The 13,753-nt window shown below is 60.5% G+C and carries 16 protein-coding genes; 9 read left to right on the forward strand and 7 right to left on the reverse strand.

From position 1 onward, the window contains the following. The first annotated feature begins 12 nt into the window (after nt 1-12). On the forward strand, nt 13-1,242 hold the full coding sequence (locus tag LOY43_RS07130) for a hypothetical protein (protein WP_095049252.1): 1,230 nt from the start codon (nt 13-15) through the stop codon (nt 1,240-1,242). A 169-nt stretch (nt 1,243-1,411) separates the two neighbouring features. On the opposite strand, the gene LOY43_RS07135 is transcribed toward LOY43_RS07130, so the two are convergent. The 4 genes from LOY43_RS07135 to LOY43_RS07150 form a co-directional block, all read right to left on the reverse strand. After that, the gene (locus LOY43_RS07135; RefSeq protein ID WP_095049253.1) at nt 1,412-1,789 is read right to left on the reverse strand and encodes a DUF2892 domain-containing protein; all 378 of its coding nucleotides are present in this window, start codon (nt 1,787-1,789) and stop codon (nt 1,412-1,414) included. A gap of 81 nt (nt 1,790-1,870) precedes the next feature. Continuing rightward, nucleotides 1,871-2,341, reverse strand: coding sequence for an RNA methyltransferase (locus LOY43_RS07140; protein ID WP_007911337.1), 471 nt, complete (start codon nt 2,339-2,341; stop codon nt 1,871-1,873). Between the two features lie 180 nt (nt 2,342-2,521). Beyond that, nucleotides 2,522-2,893, reverse strand: a complete 372-nt coding sequence (locus tag LOY43_RS07145) for a YajD family HNH nuclease (protein WP_095049254.1) — start codon at nt 2,891-2,893, stop codon at nt 2,522-2,524. Nucleotides 2,894-2,941: 48 nt separating this feature from the next. Continuing rightward, nucleotides 2,942-3,628 carry a spermidine synthase gene (locus LOY43_RS07150; RefSeq protein ID WP_095049255.1) on the reverse strand — a complete coding sequence of 229 codons (687 nt, stop codon included), beginning with the start codon at nt 3,626-3,628 and terminating at the stop codon, nt 2,942-2,944. A gap of 79 nt (nt 3,629-3,707) precedes the next feature. Here LOY43_RS07150 and LOY43_RS07155 point away from each other — a divergent pair, with 79 nt between their 5' ends. After that, nucleotides 3,708-3,992, forward strand: a complete 285-nt coding sequence (locus tag LOY43_RS07155) for a hypothetical protein (RefSeq protein ID WP_095049256.1) — start codon at nt 3,708-3,710, stop codon at nt 3,990-3,992. Here LOY43_RS07155 and LOY43_RS07160 read toward each other — a convergent pair. Together LOY43_RS07160 and LOY43_RS07165 are read right to left on the reverse strand one after the other, a co-directional pair. Beyond that, nucleotides 3,989-4,462: a cyclic nucleotide-binding domain-containing protein gene (locus LOY43_RS07160; protein WP_034153174.1), complete on the reverse strand. Its 474-nt coding sequence runs from the start codon at nt 4,460-4,462 to the stop codon at nt 3,989-3,991. The two genes, LOY43_RS07155 and LOY43_RS07160, sit on opposite strands and share 4 nt — an antisense overlap. Before the next feature lie 200 nt (nt 4,463-4,662). Beyond that, nucleotides 4,663-6,717, reverse strand: coding sequence for a S9 family peptidase (locus LOY43_RS07165; protein WP_095125572.1), 2,055 nt, complete (start codon nt 6,715-6,717; stop codon nt 4,663-4,665). 226 nt (nt 6,718-6,943) lie between these two features. Between LOY43_RS07165 and LOY43_RS07170 the strand changes: the two genes are divergently transcribed. The 3 genes from LOY43_RS07170 to LOY43_RS07180 are packed head-to-tail and all read left to right on the forward strand — an operon-like array spanning nt 6,944 to nt 8,788. Further along, nucleotides 6,944-7,441, forward strand: a complete 498-nt coding sequence (locus tag LOY43_RS07170) for an MFS transporter (RefSeq protein ID WP_095049258.1) — start codon at nt 6,944-6,946, stop codon at nt 7,439-7,441. 15 nt (nt 7,442-7,456) lie between these two features. Then, complete coding sequence (locus LOY43_RS07175; RefSeq protein ID WP_007911322.1) at nt 7,457-8,233, forward strand: class II glutamine amidotransferase; 777 nt, start codon at nt 7,457-7,459, stop codon at nt 8,231-8,233. A gap of 12 nt (nt 8,234-8,245) precedes the next feature. Further along, the gene (locus LOY43_RS07180; RefSeq protein ID WP_258709402.1) at nt 8,246-8,788 is read left to right on the forward strand and encodes a DUF2937 family protein; all 543 of its coding nucleotides are present in this window, start codon (nt 8,246-8,248) and stop codon (nt 8,786-8,788) included. A gap of 123 nt (nt 8,789-8,911) precedes the next feature. Here the strand turns inward: LOY43_RS07180 and LOY43_RS07185 are convergent, their stop codons facing one another. After that, nucleotides 8,912-9,823, reverse strand: a complete 912-nt coding sequence (locus LOY43_RS07185) for a LysR family transcriptional regulator (protein ID WP_095125571.1) — start codon at nt 9,821-9,823, stop codon at nt 8,912-8,914. A gap of 159 nt (nt 9,824-9,982) precedes the next feature. Between LOY43_RS07185 and LOY43_RS07190 the strand changes: the two genes are divergently transcribed. The 4 genes from LOY43_RS07190 (at nt 9,983) to LOY43_RS07205 (ending at nt 13,705) form a co-directional block, all read left to right on the forward strand. After that, a complete protein-coding gene (locus LOY43_RS07190) occupies nt 9,983-11,269 on the forward strand; it encodes an MFS transporter (RefSeq protein ID WP_034153180.1) in 1,287 nt (428 codons plus the stop codon). Nucleotides 11,270-11,331: 62 nt separating this feature from the next. Further along, nucleotides 11,332-12,084 (forward strand): 5-oxoprolinase subunit PxpA, encoded by a 753-nt coding sequence (locus LOY43_RS07195; RefSeq protein WP_258709403.1) that lies wholly within the window; start codon nt 11,332-11,334, stop codon nt 12,082-12,084. Next, a complete protein-coding gene (locus LOY43_RS07200) occupies nt 12,081-12,785 on the forward strand; it encodes an allophanate hydrolase subunit 1 (RefSeq protein ID WP_220558281.1) in 705 nt (234 codons plus the stop codon). The genes LOY43_RS07195 and LOY43_RS07200 overlap by 4 nt, the downstream gene beginning before the upstream one ends. Then, nucleotides 12,782-13,705 (forward strand): biotin-dependent carboxyltransferase family protein, encoded by a 924-nt coding sequence (locus LOY43_RS07205; RefSeq protein ID WP_095049263.1) that lies wholly within the window; start codon nt 12,782-12,784, stop codon nt 13,703-13,705. Before LOY43_RS07200 ends, LOY43_RS07205 begins: the two co-directional genes overlap by 4 nt. Nucleotides 13,706-13,753 lie beyond the last annotated feature (48 nt).

The raw sequence follows: 13,753 nt of genomic DNA on the forward strand, positions 1-13,753 counted from the left end.
CAAGGAGTGCGTATGGCTGTCGGATTGCAGCGAGCGTTGATGATTGCGCTGCTGGCGCTGAGCGCCCCGGTGTGGGCGGCGAAGAAAGTCGATCTGGATTATCACGTGCGCCTGTTGCCGCAAAGCGATCAGGCCGAGGTGCGCCTGACCCTGGGCAAAGGCGAGGCGGTGCGCAGTCTCGATTTCGACCTTGGCGACGGTAGCCATTACAGCGATTTCAAGGCTGACGGCCATTGGCTGCTGACCCCGGGCAAAAACGCCCGGGGCGTCTGGCGCCCGACCAGTGACAAGGCCAGCCTGACTTACCGCGTGCGCATCAGCCACGGGCGCAAGAACGGCAGTTTCGACACCCGCATGACCCCGAACTGGGCGTTGATGCGTGGCGATGAACTGGTGCCGCCAGCCAAACTCGATCAGCAGGACGGCACCGAACTGATCGCGCGTCTGCAATTCGAATTGCCCGATGGCTGGAAAAGTATCGAAACCGCTTGGCCGCGCATCGGCAAGAACAAATTCCGCATCGACAACCCGTCACGCCTGTTTGATCGTCCGACTGGCTGGATGCTCGCCGGCCATCTCGGCAGCCGCCGTACGCGCCTGGGCGAAACCGAAGTCACCGTGGCCTCGCCGCAAGGGCAGGGCATGCGCCGGATGGACGTGCTGACCCTGCTTACGTTCGTCTGGCCGCAGGTGCAGGCGGTTTATCCACGCCATCCGGCGAAACTGTTGATCGTCGGTGCCAATGACCCGATGTGGCGCGGCAGCCTCGGCGCACATGAATCCATCTACGTGAACACGCGATTGCCGCTGGTCAGCGAAAGCGGCAGCAGTGCGCTGGTGCGCGAGCTGGCGCAGGTGTTCGGGCGGATTAACGACGAGCAGCGCAGCGACTGGATCAGCGAGGGTTTTGCCGAGTATTACGCCATTGAACTGGTGCGCCGTGCCGGCGGCATGAGCGATGAGCGTTATCAGGCACTACAGACGAAACTGGCCAGGGACGGCCAGAAAGTCACCACGTTGCGCGGCGAGCAGATCAGCCCGGCGCAGGTGGCGAAAGCGGTGTTGCTGTTGCAGGAACTGGATCGCGAAATTCGCTTGAAGACGCGCAACAAGCGTTCGCTGGATGACGTGTTGCGTGGGGCGATGCATCTGGGGACGGTGAGTACCAAAGAGTTTGTGCAACTGGCCGAGAGCGTGCTCGACGAGTCCTCCAAGGTCCTCGATACCGCATTACTGCAGTAATACCGCTATCGCTGGCAAGCCAGCTCCCACAGTGCTTTGGGATGGGCACAAAATCAGTGCACAACCCATAAGCCGATTTTGGGCTGGGCAAAAATTCTGTGGTCTCCACAGAACCTGTGGGAGCTGGCTTGCCAGCGATGAGGCCGTCAGCCCCACCGCAATTCTCGGATCAAACCCCGGCTTTCGGCGATTTAACCGAATCATTGCCGGTCACGGTGGCGGTGCTGGTCGCCGCCTCGGCATTGGCTTTCAGCTTGCTCAGTTCTTCTCCGGCGCGCTCGATCTTCGCCCGCACGTTGTTCATGTCCTGACGACTTTTCTCAAACAGGCTTTTCACCGAACTGTGCCCGGTAATCCCGCGCGCCATGGCCACGCCGCCAATCGCCACCTGAATCAACCCGAACACGCCGCCACGGCGCAGGCCTTTACCGACCATGATCACGCCGCCCGCGAGTGAGCCGATGCGCTCCCAGCCTTCGACGTTCTGCTCGGAACGGCTCTGGAACGGGGTGGATTCGATACGTTCGACACGTTTGAGCTCGGTCATGATCTTTCTCCAGGCAATGAGTAATGGATAAACAAGCTGACTGCCGGAGCGGTCAGCTCGTTCCATCGGATGTGCGACGCTTTAGCGGAATTTTGGTCCGGAGCGGGTGTTCAAGCCCTTGGCCATGCGGTCGTAGAGCACGACGTTGACCGTGGCGGCGAGGTTCATGCAGCCGGTGGTCGGGATGTACACGACGTCTTCGCACCAGTCGCGGATCTCTTTGTCCAGCGAACCGTCTTCGGGGCCGAAGATATAAAGGGCGCGATCCGGGTGGGTGTATTCCGGCAGCGGGCGGGCGCCTTCGACCAGTTCCACGGCGACGGGCACGCAGTTGAGCGGGAGGATCTTTTTCAGGTCATCGATGCCGATCAGCGGAATGTCGTAGTGCACGCGCTTGGTGTCAGTGACGAAGTCGGCGGCGCGTTCATAACGTTTGCCGGTGTAGAACACCGAGGCCACGCCATAGCAGCCTGCGGCGCGCATCACCGAACCGACGTTTTCCGGTGATTTGGGGTTATACAAACCAATGCAGCTGTACCGTTTGTCTGCCACGAGCGGGGTGCCTTCGGGAAAAAGAGCGCGATTATACGGGGATTGGGAGAGGGCGGCACCGCTCGTTCCCACGCTCTGCGTGGGAACGTCTCTTCGGACGCTCTGCGTTCGGCTTTGCAAGGGACGCGGAGCGTCCCGGGCTGCATTCCCACGCAGAGCGTGGGAACGATCATGACTGGCTTATTCTTCTTTCTTCATCAGCCCGGCCAGCGCGGCAAACGGGTTATGCGTTGCCTTGGCGATCTTCGGCGTGCTCAGCGAGCCTTCGCTGAAATACTGCTGATCGGTATAGCGCGAGTGTTCGTTGTCGTGGCAATACAGGCACAACAATTCCCAGTTCGAGCCGTCCTGCGGGTTGTTGTCGTGGTTGTGGTCGCGGTGGTGCACGGTCAGTTCGCTCAGGCGCTTGCCGGAAAACTCACGGGTGCAGCGGCCGCAGACGTGCGGGTACATCTTCAGGGCCTTGTCGCGGTAGCCCATTTCCTTGTCGCGCTGGTTGTCGGCGAGGATGCGATCCAGCTTCGACGTATTGGTTGGAGTGGACGAACTCATGGGTTCACCTTTGTAAAAGACTAATGACGGTTATGCGCAGAGTTTAGCTCAGCCCTTGAGCTTCTCGGCAATCCAGATCGTGTGGCGCGTGCCCTTGTTGCCGTGGGCGAAAACCTGGACTTCTTCGGCCTTGAAACCGGCCTTCTTCAATTTGTCGGAAAACAGCCGATCGGCGCTGGCCGACCACACCGCCAGCACACCTTTCGGTCGCAATGCTTTGGCGCACGCATTCAGACCAGCGGCGGAGTACAGCCAGCTGTTGGCCTTCTGCGTCAGGCCTTCGGGGCCGTTGTCGACGTCGAGCATAATCGCGTCGAAACCGTTCGGCTCACTTTGCAGCACCTTGGCTACGTCGTCCTGACGGATCACCGTGCGCGGATCGAGCAACGGACGTCCGGACTTTTCGCCGAGCGGGCCACGGTTCCATTCGACCACGCCGGGCACCAGTTCAGCGACCACCACTTCGGCAGTCTTGCCCAGATGCTTGAGCGCGGAGGCGAGGGTGAACCCCATGCCCAGACCGCCGATCAGCACCCGCGAATTCGCCCGGCCAGCGACCTTGCGGCACGGAATTTCGGCCAGCGCATCTTCGGAACCGTGCATGCGCGTGTTCATCAATTGTCCGCCGTCGCCGCCCTGGATCTTGATGACAAAATCCTCGCCATACTCGAACAGGCACAGGGCACCGCCGCTTTCAGGGATCGGGGTGGTGTCGAGCAGAACGAAACGTTTCATGGAAATCTCTACAAGGGGGAAGGCAAGCAGGCCCGTTGGGAGTAGCCTGAGCGCAGACTAAGGCCAAACGGAGCCCTTGATGAAGCGCACCATTCTAACGGTCATTGCCCTGGCCGCGCTCTCGATTACTGCAGTGCAGGCGCAGCAGGTCGTTCCAGTCAGCCCGGCGCCGCAACCCGGCTCGCCCGGCACCGCTACACCGACACCGTATCCGCAGATCACGCCGATCAATATTCCCAAGTCTGGCGCTGGCAGTGGCAGCCCGCCGCTGGTGCCGATTGAAATGCCCAGTCCGCCGAGCAAGGATCAATCGGTGCCGGGCATCGAGCCGAGTGGCACCAAGGCGAAATCCCCCGGCGGTTAAACCTGTTGCGCCGCCAGTTGGCCGTCGGCCATGCGCAGGCGTTTCGACAGAGAGACGGCGAGGGCGCGGATGATTTTCGCGGCGATCTTCGGCGCGTCGTTGAGCATTTTTTCCAGCGAGTCTTTGCCGAGGTTCAATAGCTGACAGTTCGTCGCCGCCACGCACGTTGCCGAGCGCCGTTCGCCATCGAGCACGGCCATCTCGCCGAACGCCCGACCACTGCGCAGGGTAGCCATGGTGATGACCTGGCCATCGGGCCCGGTTTTCTGCACGGCCACCTGGCCGGTGTGGAGGATGCACATGAAACTGCCGGCATCGCCCTCGCGGAAAATCGCTTCGCCTTCAGCCACGGTACTGATGCTGAAGTAGCCGGAAGCGGCCGCAAAGTCGGCCAACTGCAATTGATCGAACAGGCCGCAGTCCATCAGCCAGTCGCGGATTTCGTTGTTCAGGAAGGTTGGTTCTGACATGTCGTCACGGTCTTTTTGTTTTCACTGTTTCAGGCTTCACACGGTCCCCATGTAGGAGCTGCCGAAGGCTGCGATCTTTTGATCTTGCCTTTGAAAAAATCCAAATCAAAAGATCGCAGCCTTCGGCAGCTCCTACAGGGATGTGTGGGGTATCGGCCTCTTGGGTCTGCAATTAAGACCCAAGTGACCAACGGAGTTCCTCAGGCCAGACCCAAAACCTTGAAAACAAATGCGTATTCGAGCGCTACGTCACGTAATCCCTGATAACGCCCGCTCATCCCGCCATGTCCGGCGCCCAATTCAGTCTTGAGCAGCAGCACGTTGTCGTCGGTTTTGGATGCGCGCAGTTTCGCCACCCACTTGGCCGCTTCCCAGTACTGCACGCGGCTGTCGTTGTAACCGGCGATCACCAGCATCGCTGGATAATTCTGTGGGCTGACGTTTTCGTACGGTGCATAAGCCTTGATCCGCTCGTAAACCTCCGGCTCTTCGGGATTGCCCCACTCGTCGTACTCGGTGACGGTCAGCGGCAGATCGGGATCGAGCATGGTGTTGAGCACGTCGACGAACGGCACTTCAGCAATCGCAACGCCGAACAGATCCGGCCGCTGGTTCAACACCGCACCAATCAGCAGACCACCGGCGCTGCCGCCGCTGATCGCCAGTTTATCGGCCGTGGTAATGCCGTTGAGGACCAGAAATTCGGCGCAGGCAATGAAGTCGCTGAAGGTGTTGTGCTTGTGTTCCTGCTTGCCGGCGCGATACCAGGCTTCGCCCAGCTCACCGCCGCCACGCACATGCGCAATGGCGAAGGCCATGCCACGATCCAGAAGGCTCAGGCGGGCGTGGGAGAACCACGGATCAAGGCTCGAACCGTAAGCGCCGTAACCGTAGAGATACAGCGGCACGGCTTTGCCAACCATTTCGCGCTTCATCACCAGGCTGATCGGCACTTGCGTACCGTCCGGCGCAGTCGCCCACAAGCGCTGGCTGACGTAGGCATCGGCGTCGAACGGGCCGAGCACCGGGGTTTCTTTCAACACCGCTTGTTCGCCGCTGGCGAGGATCAGTTGGCGAACTTGCGCCGGACGGTTCAACGCCTCGTAGCGCAGGCGAATGCGGTCGCTCTCGAACTCCAGGCTGTTTTGCACATAGAGACTGTAGGCCGCGTCCGGCAATTGCACGCGATACGGCGCCAGACCGTGTGGGTGAACTTCGATAATCGGCAGTCCGCCCTCGCGCAAGCTCAGGGTCATCGCCTCGGTGTTCAGACTGACGCCATCGAGCATCACCGTATCGCTGTGGGGGATCAGGTTCTGCCAGTCGGCTTCGGTCGGCGCGGTGCCGGTGTCCGGTGCCTGATACAAGGCATAGTTGATGCCGTCACGGTTGGTGCGGATAAACCACGTCCACACGCCATCGAGCAGGCCGTGATCGACATCATATTCATGATCCTCGACCCGCGGCGCCAGGCAAGTGAACGGCAGGTGCGGCTGGTGGGCGTCCAGCGCCCAGACTTCGCTGGTGGTCTTGCTGCCCAGCGACAACAGCAGTTGCTGCTCGGAACTGGAACGGTAGCAGTGCAGGAAGAAACGCCCGTCCGGCTCGTGGAAAACTTCTTCGGCAGCGGTGCCGTCGAGGCGGTAACGGAACAGCTTGTGTGGACGATGGGTGTCGTCGAGTACGCCGAAAAACAGGGTCAGGCTGTCATTAGCCCAGGTCATGCTGCCGTCGCAGTCTTCGAATTCCAGTTCGCTGACTTTGTCGTTGGCCAGTTCCTTGACAAACAACGTGTAAATCTCATCGCCCGAAGCGTCGACGCTGTAGGCCAGACGCTGGTGATCCGGGCTGATGCTGAACGCGCCCAGCGAGAAAAAACCACCGTTGGCCAGTACATTCGGGTCGAGCAGCAGTTGTTCGCGACTTTCATCGAGGGTCAGACTGTCGTCCGCCGGGCGTGGGCAGCGGTAGTGCCGGGCGTACTCGTCGCCCGCCGTGGTGCGCGTGTAATACAGGTACGGACCCCAAGGCGAGGGTAGGGACAGGTCGGTTTCCAGAATCCGGCCCTTGATCTCTTCGAACAGGCTTTCACGCAATTCGGCTTGATCGGCGGTTTGCGCTTCCTGGTAGGCGTTTTCGGCTTTGAGGTAATCGAGCACCGCGTCGGTGTCGCGCTCCTGCAGCCAGGCATACGGGTCGGCACCGGGCGCCTTGTGGGCGATCGGGGCACTGATGGCGTTGGCGGATTCGGACATGAAAGGCTCTCGGACAATGTACGGAATAAGGGTTTTCGCAGCGTTTGAAACCGCCGCAGACCCTATAGGAGTGAGCCTGCTCGCGATAAGGCCGGCACATTCAACATCAATGTTGTCAGGCTGTCCGTCATCGCGAGCAGGCTCACTCCTACAGGTCGCATGTCTATTGGGACAAGCCTGACGGGCGAAAAGTCGTTACTATAAGCGCCTCTTTGCCTGCCTTGCCATGGACACCATGACCGAGAACGACTATCTGATCGCCTGGGGCCTCTACGCCTTTGCTGCTGTGGGCTGCCTGTTGGTATGGATGCGCCTGACCACCTGGATGTGGCGCTGGTTGCGCGAACCGCTGCGCGTCTTGATGGCCGTGTTGTTGTTCAGCCCGACCATCATTGATCCGGTGAAAGCCAAAGTTGCGCCGTCCATCGCCATTACTGCGCTGGATCTGGCCTTCAAGGTCGGCAACAACGCCTGGCGTGCAGTCTCCGATCTGTTCATGTACGGCATGATCGCCTTTGGCATCTATCTGATTTTCGTGGCGATCCGCTTCCCGATCGAGCGTGCTTCCCGTGCGCGTCGTGAACAGGCAGAAGCCGCCAAGGCCGCCGCTCGCGCTGATGACCGCGACGACGATCAGCCGTTTGGCGGCGCCGGCGATGACCGCTATGGCCGTCCCCCTCTGCCAAACAATCCGCAGCGCATGCGGGTCGAGCCGCGCCTGTAACCCGAGAGTCCGCACATGTGTGAATTACTGGGCATGAGTGCCAACGTGCCGACCGATATCGTGTTCAGCTTTACCGGCCTGATGCAGCGTGGCGGTCGCACCGGGCCGCACCGCGACGGTTGGGGCATCGCCTTTTATGAAGGCCGTGGCTTGCGTCTGTTTCAGGACCCGGCGGCGAGTTGCGAGTCGGAAGTCGCCAATCTGGTGCAACGTTATCCGATCAAAAGCGAAGTGGTCATCGGCCACATCCGCCAGGCCAACGTCGGCAAGGTCTGCTTGTCCAACACCCACCCGTTCGTCCGCGAACTGTGGGGACGCAACTGGTGCTTTGCGCACAACGGCCAGCTCGCCGATTTCACCCCGATCAAAAGCTTCTATCGCCCGGTCGGCGATACCGACAGCGAGGCGGCTTTCTGCGATTTGCTCAACCGCGTGCGTGCAGCATTCCCGGAACCGGTCGATATAGAAGAGCTGCTGCCGGATCTGGTCGCCGCGTGCGCCGAATACCGCAGCAAAGGCGTGTTCAACTGCCTGCTCAGCGATGGCGACTGGCTGTTCTGCTATTGCTCGACCAAACTCGCACAGATCACTCGCCGCGCCCCGTTCGGCCCGGCGCGTCTGAAAGATGTCGACGTGATCGTCGATTTCCAGGCGGAAACCACGCCCAACGACGTGGTCACGGTGATCGCCACCGAGCCTTTGACCGAAAACGAAACCTGGACCCGCTACGAACCGGGCCAATGGAGCCTGTGGCGACGCGGCGAATGCGTCAGTCAGGGCAAGACCGAATAAGGATTGCACCCCATGTTGCTCAGTTATGTACGGCTGGTGTTGTTTGCGGCGGGCCTGTTGATCGGTATCCAGGTGCCAGGCTTCATCAACGATTACGCGAAACGCGTGGAGGCGCACCTGATCGAGGCGCAGACCGGCCTGCGCGGTTTTCAGGGCACCGCCGAGCAGTTTTTCAAGGGCGATATGCAGGCGCTGGTGGCGCATTACCGCGCCAGCGAAGACCCGGTGTTTCGTAGCGATGCCGACAGCCTGAGCACCTTGCTCAGCCGCCAGATTGCGCTGGACAAGCAGTTCCAGGCGATGCAAGGCCCGTGGTACATCCGCTTCCTGCAAGTGGTGCTGGCCGCCGACCCGGACATTCGCAAGGAAACCTGGAATGGCTACAGCTACCAGATCCTGCTGACCCCGGAAGCAATGATCTGGGGCATGAGCGGCGCGCTGTTGCTGTCGTTCGGGATTGAATGCGTGTTCCGTCTGATTGACTGGGTGGTGCTCGGTGGCCGGCGCTTGCGCCAGAGCCGGCCGATCGAAGACCGCGACGTACGCGGCCTCTGAGATCAGCGCAGCAAGGATCGTTCCCACGCTCTGCGTGGGAATGCCTCAACGGACGCTCCGCGTTCGGCTTTCGAGGGACGCGGAGCGTCCCGGGCTGCATTCCCACGCGGAGCGTAGGAACGATCAACTTAAAGCGATGTAGTCCTTGCCCACCTTGATCGCATATCCCTCCAGCACCTGCTGACACAACGTCACAATCTCCTCGACCCACTCAACCCCCACCCGCCACGACACCACCACCTGTAAATTCGGTGGCCGTTGATCAATCGCCAACAAGATCAATTCCCCCCGCGCCAATTCCTCAGCCACCAGCACCGGTGGCAACACGCCAATACCAAACCCATCGCGCAGCAACCGCGTGATCGCCGAGACTGAGTTCACGCAATTCAAGCGCGGCGCCAGTACGCCATTGGCTTGCATCAGCGCCAGAAGATCCTGATGCGGCCGGGAGTTTTTCGAGTAGGTGATGATCCGTTCCTGCGCCAGTTCGGCAAGGTCGGCGTAGTCGCGGTTGTAGATCGAATTACTGGCGACAATCCAGCCTAGCGGATGGCTGGCCAGCTCCAGACTGCGCACGCTTTCATGGCGGATCAGATCGGTTTGCAGAACGATGTCGAGAAAGCCTTTTTGCAGCTGATCGCAGAGGTTCAGCGAAGTATCCGCCACCAGCTCGATTTCCACCCGAGGGTACAGATCAGTCATCTGCGCGACCAACGGGCTGAGCCAGGTGTGGATTACCGTGTCCATCACGCCGATGCGCACGCGGCCGACTTTGCTCGAGCGAGTCTCAATCGACTGTTTCAGCGCCGACATGGTGTCGAGCATCTGCTCGGCGTACTCCAGCACTTTCAGCCCTTCGGGCGTCAGGCTGACACCGCGCGAATCGCGCAAAAACAGCTTCACCCCCAGCTCACCTTCCAGTACCGCGATGCGGCTGGAAATCGACGCCTGGGTGGTGAACAGCTTGTCGGCGGTCAGGCGAAAACTCTTCAGTCGGGCGACCCAGACAAAGGTCTCGAGAAACTTCAGGTTCATGGGCAAGGCTCGGGTGACAAATTTTTCTTATGGCTAAGGCGGGTTTTTATTCGTTGGACGCAGCAGGGCCGCGCGACGAAAAATCGACGCATCCGGTCCCCACGATAGGCGTCGTCGGGGCTACGAACAAGACCAATAAAAAACCTGCGGAGATAAGCCATGCGTGCTCCCGACACCCTAGAAGTCCCCAAGGCAACGGCGCGTCCGGGGCCGTTCGACTGGTATCGCAACATCAACCAGCAGGAGCGTCGCACGTTCTGGAGCTGCAAGATTGGCTACGGTCTGGACGGCATGGACACGCAGATGCTCAGCTTCGTCGTGCCGACACTGATCGCGATGTGGGGCATCACCACCGGCGAAGCAGGACTGATTCACACCAGCACATTGATCGCTTCGGCCATCGGCGGTTGGGTTGCGGGGATTCTCTCTGACCGCATCGGCCGTGTACGCACCTTGCAACTCACCGTGCTGTGGTTCGCCTTCTTCACCTTTCTCTGCGGCTTCGCGCAAAACTACGAACAACTGTTGATCGCACGCACGTTGATGGGCTTCGGTTTCGGCGGCGAATGGACCGCCGGCGCGGTGCTGATCGGCGAGGTGATCCGCGCCAAGGACCGTGGCAAAGCGGTGGGCATGGTGCAATCCGGTTGGGCGCTGGGCTGGGGGCTGACGGCGATTTTATATGCGCTGCTGTTCTCGGTGTTGCCGCCGGAAGACGCCTGGCGCGCCTTGTTCATCCTCGGCATCGTGCCGGCGATTTTCGTGATTTTCGTCCGTCGTCTGGTCAAGGATCCGGAGATCTATCGCGAGGCCAAGGCCCAACAAACGCCGGAGACTCAGTCGAAGTTCTACGAGATCTTCGCCCCCGGCATGCTCTTCACCACGTTTCGCGCTTCACTGCTGACCACCGGCGCGCTGGGCGGCTATTACGCGATCACTTCCTGGCTGCCGACCTTCCTGAAAAACGAACGCGGCTTGAGCGTGCTGGGCACGGGGGGTTATCTGGCGATGGTGATTGTCGGTTCCTACGTCGGCTATGTGATCAGCGCCTATCTGACTGACCTGCTGGGGCGGAAAAAGAACTTCATCCTCTTCGCTGTCGGTTCGTTCACCATCGTTCTGCTCTATACGCAACTGCCGGTGAGCAACGGCGTGATGCTGTGGCTGGGCTTCCCGCTGGGCTTCTTTGCCTCGGGGATTTTCAGCGGCATGGGCGCGTTTCTGACTGAACTGTTTCCTACGCGAATTCGTGGTTCGGGGCAGGGCTTTTGCTACAACATCGGTCGGGCGCTGGCGGCATTGTTTCCGCTGCTGATTGGTCTGCTTAGCCAGAAAGTTCCGTTGAGCGTAGGCATTGGCGCCTTTGCGGCGGTGTCCTACGGCGTGGTGATTATCGCGGCACTGAGTCTGCCGGAAACCCGTGGCAAGCAACTCGATGCGCAGTAACTGATAACCTGCAAAGCAAAGTCCTACAGATAAAAAGACAAGCACCTACAGGAGTGTTCACCGTGAGCCGCCTGCTATTGAATTGCGACATAGGCGAGAGCTTCGGCAGTTGGACCATGGGTCTGGACGCCGAAATCATGCCCTTCATCGATTGCGCCAACGTGGCCTGTGGTTTCCACGCCGGCGATCCGAGCATCATGCGCAAGACCGTCAGCCTGGCGTTGAGCCACGGCGTGCAGATCGGCGCACACCCGGCCTATCAGGATCTGGTCGGTTTCGGTCGCCGCTCCATGGCGTACTCCGCGCAAGAGCTGCAAGACATCCTGCATTACCAGATCGGCGCTCTCGACGGCATTTGCAAAGCCCAGGGTGGGCGCGTCAGTTACGTCAAACCCCATGGCGCGATGTACAACGACATGATGGCCAACCCGGCACAATTGCGTGCGGTGATTCAGGCGGTGGCCGCTTACGACCGCAGCCTGCCGCTGATGCTGATGGCCACCCGCGACAACGCCGCCGCGCAGCAGATCGGCGATGAGTATGGCGTGATCCTGTGGTTCGAAGCTTTCGCCGACCGCGCTTACGACAGTGCCGGCAAACTGGTTTCACGACAATTACCGGGCGCGGTGCATCACGACCCGGAAAAAATCATTGAACAAGCCCTGACCATTGCCCGTGGCGACAACCTCACCGCCAGCGACGGCAGCGCCTTGCGTCTGCACGCCAACACCCTCTGCGTACACGGCGACAATGCCGGTTCGGTGGCTGCCGTGCAGCGCATTCGCGAGGCCTTGAATCAGCAGCGTGCCTCATGAACCCAAGGATTGAAGTGGTGGCACTGGATTGCCTGATGCTGCGTCTGTTTGATGAGATCGCCGAAGCCAACATGCCGTGGATGCTCGCTGCCAGTGAGTGTTTGCGCGGGGCATTCGGCGCGCAACTGATCGATCTGGTGCCGTCCTATACGACGTTGATGGTGCATTACGATCTGACTGCACTGAGCCCGAGCCAGGCGCGGGAATTGATTGCCAAGGCGTTGATCGACCTGTCGCCGAATGCGCGAACTGGCGGTCAATGTCATGTGTTGCCGGTCTGGTATGACCTCAGCGTCGGGCCAGAATTGAGCCTGCTCGCCGAGCGTAGTGGGCTGGCAGTGGAGGAGGTGATCCGTCGTCACAGCGGACGTGAATATCAGGTATTCGCCCTGGGTTTCGCACCGGGGTTCGCCTTTATGGGGCTGGTCGAAGAGGTTCTGGCGGCGCCACGTCTTAACACGCCGCGCAAGAAAGTCGCTGCGGGCAGTGTCGGCATTGCCGAGCGCCAAACCGCTGCGTATCCCGTGGTCTCGCCCGGTGGCTGGAACCTGATCGGCCGCACCCCGGCGAAACTGTTCGATCGCACACGTGATGGCTACAGCCTGATGCAACCGGGCGACACCGTGCGATTCGAGGCGGTCAGTCATGCCGAGTTCATCAATCTGGGCGGCGATGACACACCACTGGAGGCGCTGGCATGAGCCGACTGAGGATTGAAGCGAGTACACCGCTGTGCCTGTTGCAGGACGCGGGCCGTTTCGGCGTACGGCATCTGGGCGTGACCCAGGGCGGCGCGGCAGACTGGTGTTCGATGAGTTGGGCCAACTGGCTGCTCGGCAATGGACTGGATGTGCCGGTGATCGAAATCACGCTTGGCGGCTTTGCCGTAGTCGCTGAAGACGATTGCTTGCTGGCGCTGGCCGGAGCTGATCTTGGCGCGCAGATTGAGGGTCAACCGCTGGCGCCGTGGCGCAGTTTCAAGTTGGGTAAAGGACAGAAGTTGCTGTTCACGCAACCGCTGCATGGTGCCCGGGCGTATCTGGCGGCGCCCGGCGGTTTCGACGCTCCGAAGGTCTTGGGCAGTAGTGCGACGGTGGTGCGCGAAGAACTCGGCGGACTCGATGGCATGGGCTTGCCGTTGGCCAAGGGTTCGACGCTGAGTTATCACGGGGAAGCGCGATTGGTTCGCGAAGTGCCATTGGCGTTGCGGCCGGATCTGAAATCGACTGCACCGCTGGATCTGGTGCTCGGCGCGCAGATCGGCCAGTTCAGCGGGCAGAGTCTGTTTGATGTGTTCAACAGTGCCTGGACGCTCGACAGTCGCGCCGATCGCATGGGCATTCGTTTGCTGGGCAAGGCGTTGGAATATCAGGGCCAGCCGATGATTTCCGAGGGGATTCCCTTGGGCGCGGTGCAAGTGCCGCCGGATGGCCAGCCGATTGTGTTGCTCAATGATCGGCAGACGATTGGCGGGTATCCACGGCTGGGCGCGTTGACGCCGTTGGCGTTAGCGCGGTTGGCGCAGTGTCTGCCGGGGGCGCAGATACGGTTGCGGCCGGTGGTGCAAGACGTCGCGCACCGTGAGCACATCAATTATCTGCAGCGCTTCAAAGATAGCTAGAAGCATCGCGAGCAGGCTCACTCCTACAGGGGAACGCATTCCAAATGT

This window comes from Pseudomonas sp. B21-041 (genome assembly GCF_024748675.1).
Taxonomy (GTDB): domain Bacteria; phylum Pseudomonadota; class Gammaproteobacteria; order Pseudomonadales; family Pseudomonadaceae; genus Aquipseudomonas; species Aquipseudomonas neuropathica.

Bases quoted from the DNA above. Each gene is read 5' to 3' on its own strand.
- LOY43_RS07200 (WP_220558281.1), top strand. From the start codon at position 12,081: ATGAACCCAAGGATTGAAGTGGTGGCACTGGATTGCCTGATGCTGCGT.
- LOY43_RS07160 (WP_034153174.1), bottom strand. From the start codon at position 4,462: ATGTCAGAACCAACCTTCCTGAACAACGAAATCCGCGACTGGCTGATG.
- LOY43_RS07145 (WP_095049254.1), bottom strand. From the start codon at position 2,893: ATGAGTTCGTCCACTCCAACCAATACGTCGAAGCTGGATCGCATCCTC.
- LOY43_RS07165 (WP_095125572.1), bottom strand. From the start codon at position 6,717: ATGTCCGAATCCGCCAACGCCATCAGTGCCCCGATCGCCCACAAGGCG.
- LOY43_RS07180 (WP_258709402.1), top strand. From the start codon at position 8,246: ATGTTGCTCAGTTATGTACGGCTGGTGTTGTTTGCGGCGGGCCTGTTG.
- LOY43_RS07135 (WP_095049253.1), bottom strand. From the start codon at position 1,789: ATGACCGAGCTCAAACGTGTCGAACGTATCGAATCCACCCCGTTCCAG.
- LOY43_RS07175 (WP_007911322.1), top strand. From the start codon at position 7,457: ATGTGTGAATTACTGGGCATGAGTGCCAACGTGCCGACCGATATCGTG.
- LOY43_RS07190 (WP_034153180.1), top strand. From the start codon at position 9,983: ATGCGTGCTCCCGACACCCTAGAAGTCCCCAAGGCAACGGCGCGTCCG.
- LOY43_RS07130 (WP_095049252.1), top strand. From the start codon at position 13: ATGGCTGTCGGATTGCAGCGAGCGTTGATGATTGCGCTGCTGGCGCTG.
- LOY43_RS07205 (WP_095049263.1), top strand. From the start codon at position 12,782: ATGAGCCGACTGAGGATTGAAGCGAGTACACCGCTGTGCCTGTTGCAG.
- LOY43_RS07150 (WP_095049255.1), bottom strand. From the start codon at position 3,628: ATGAAACGTTTCGTTCTGCTCGACACCACCCCGATCCCTGAAAGCGGC.
- LOY43_RS07155 (WP_095049256.1), top strand. From the start codon at position 3,708: ATGAAGCGCACCATTCTAACGGTCATTGCCCTGGCCGCGCTCTCGATT.
- LOY43_RS07185 (WP_095125571.1), bottom strand. From the start codon at position 9,823: ATGAACCTGAAGTTTCTCGAGACCTTTGTCTGGGTCGCCCGACTGAAG.
- LOY43_RS07170 (WP_095049258.1), top strand. From the start codon at position 6,944: ATGGACACCATGACCGAGAACGACTATCTGATCGCCTGGGGCCTCTAC.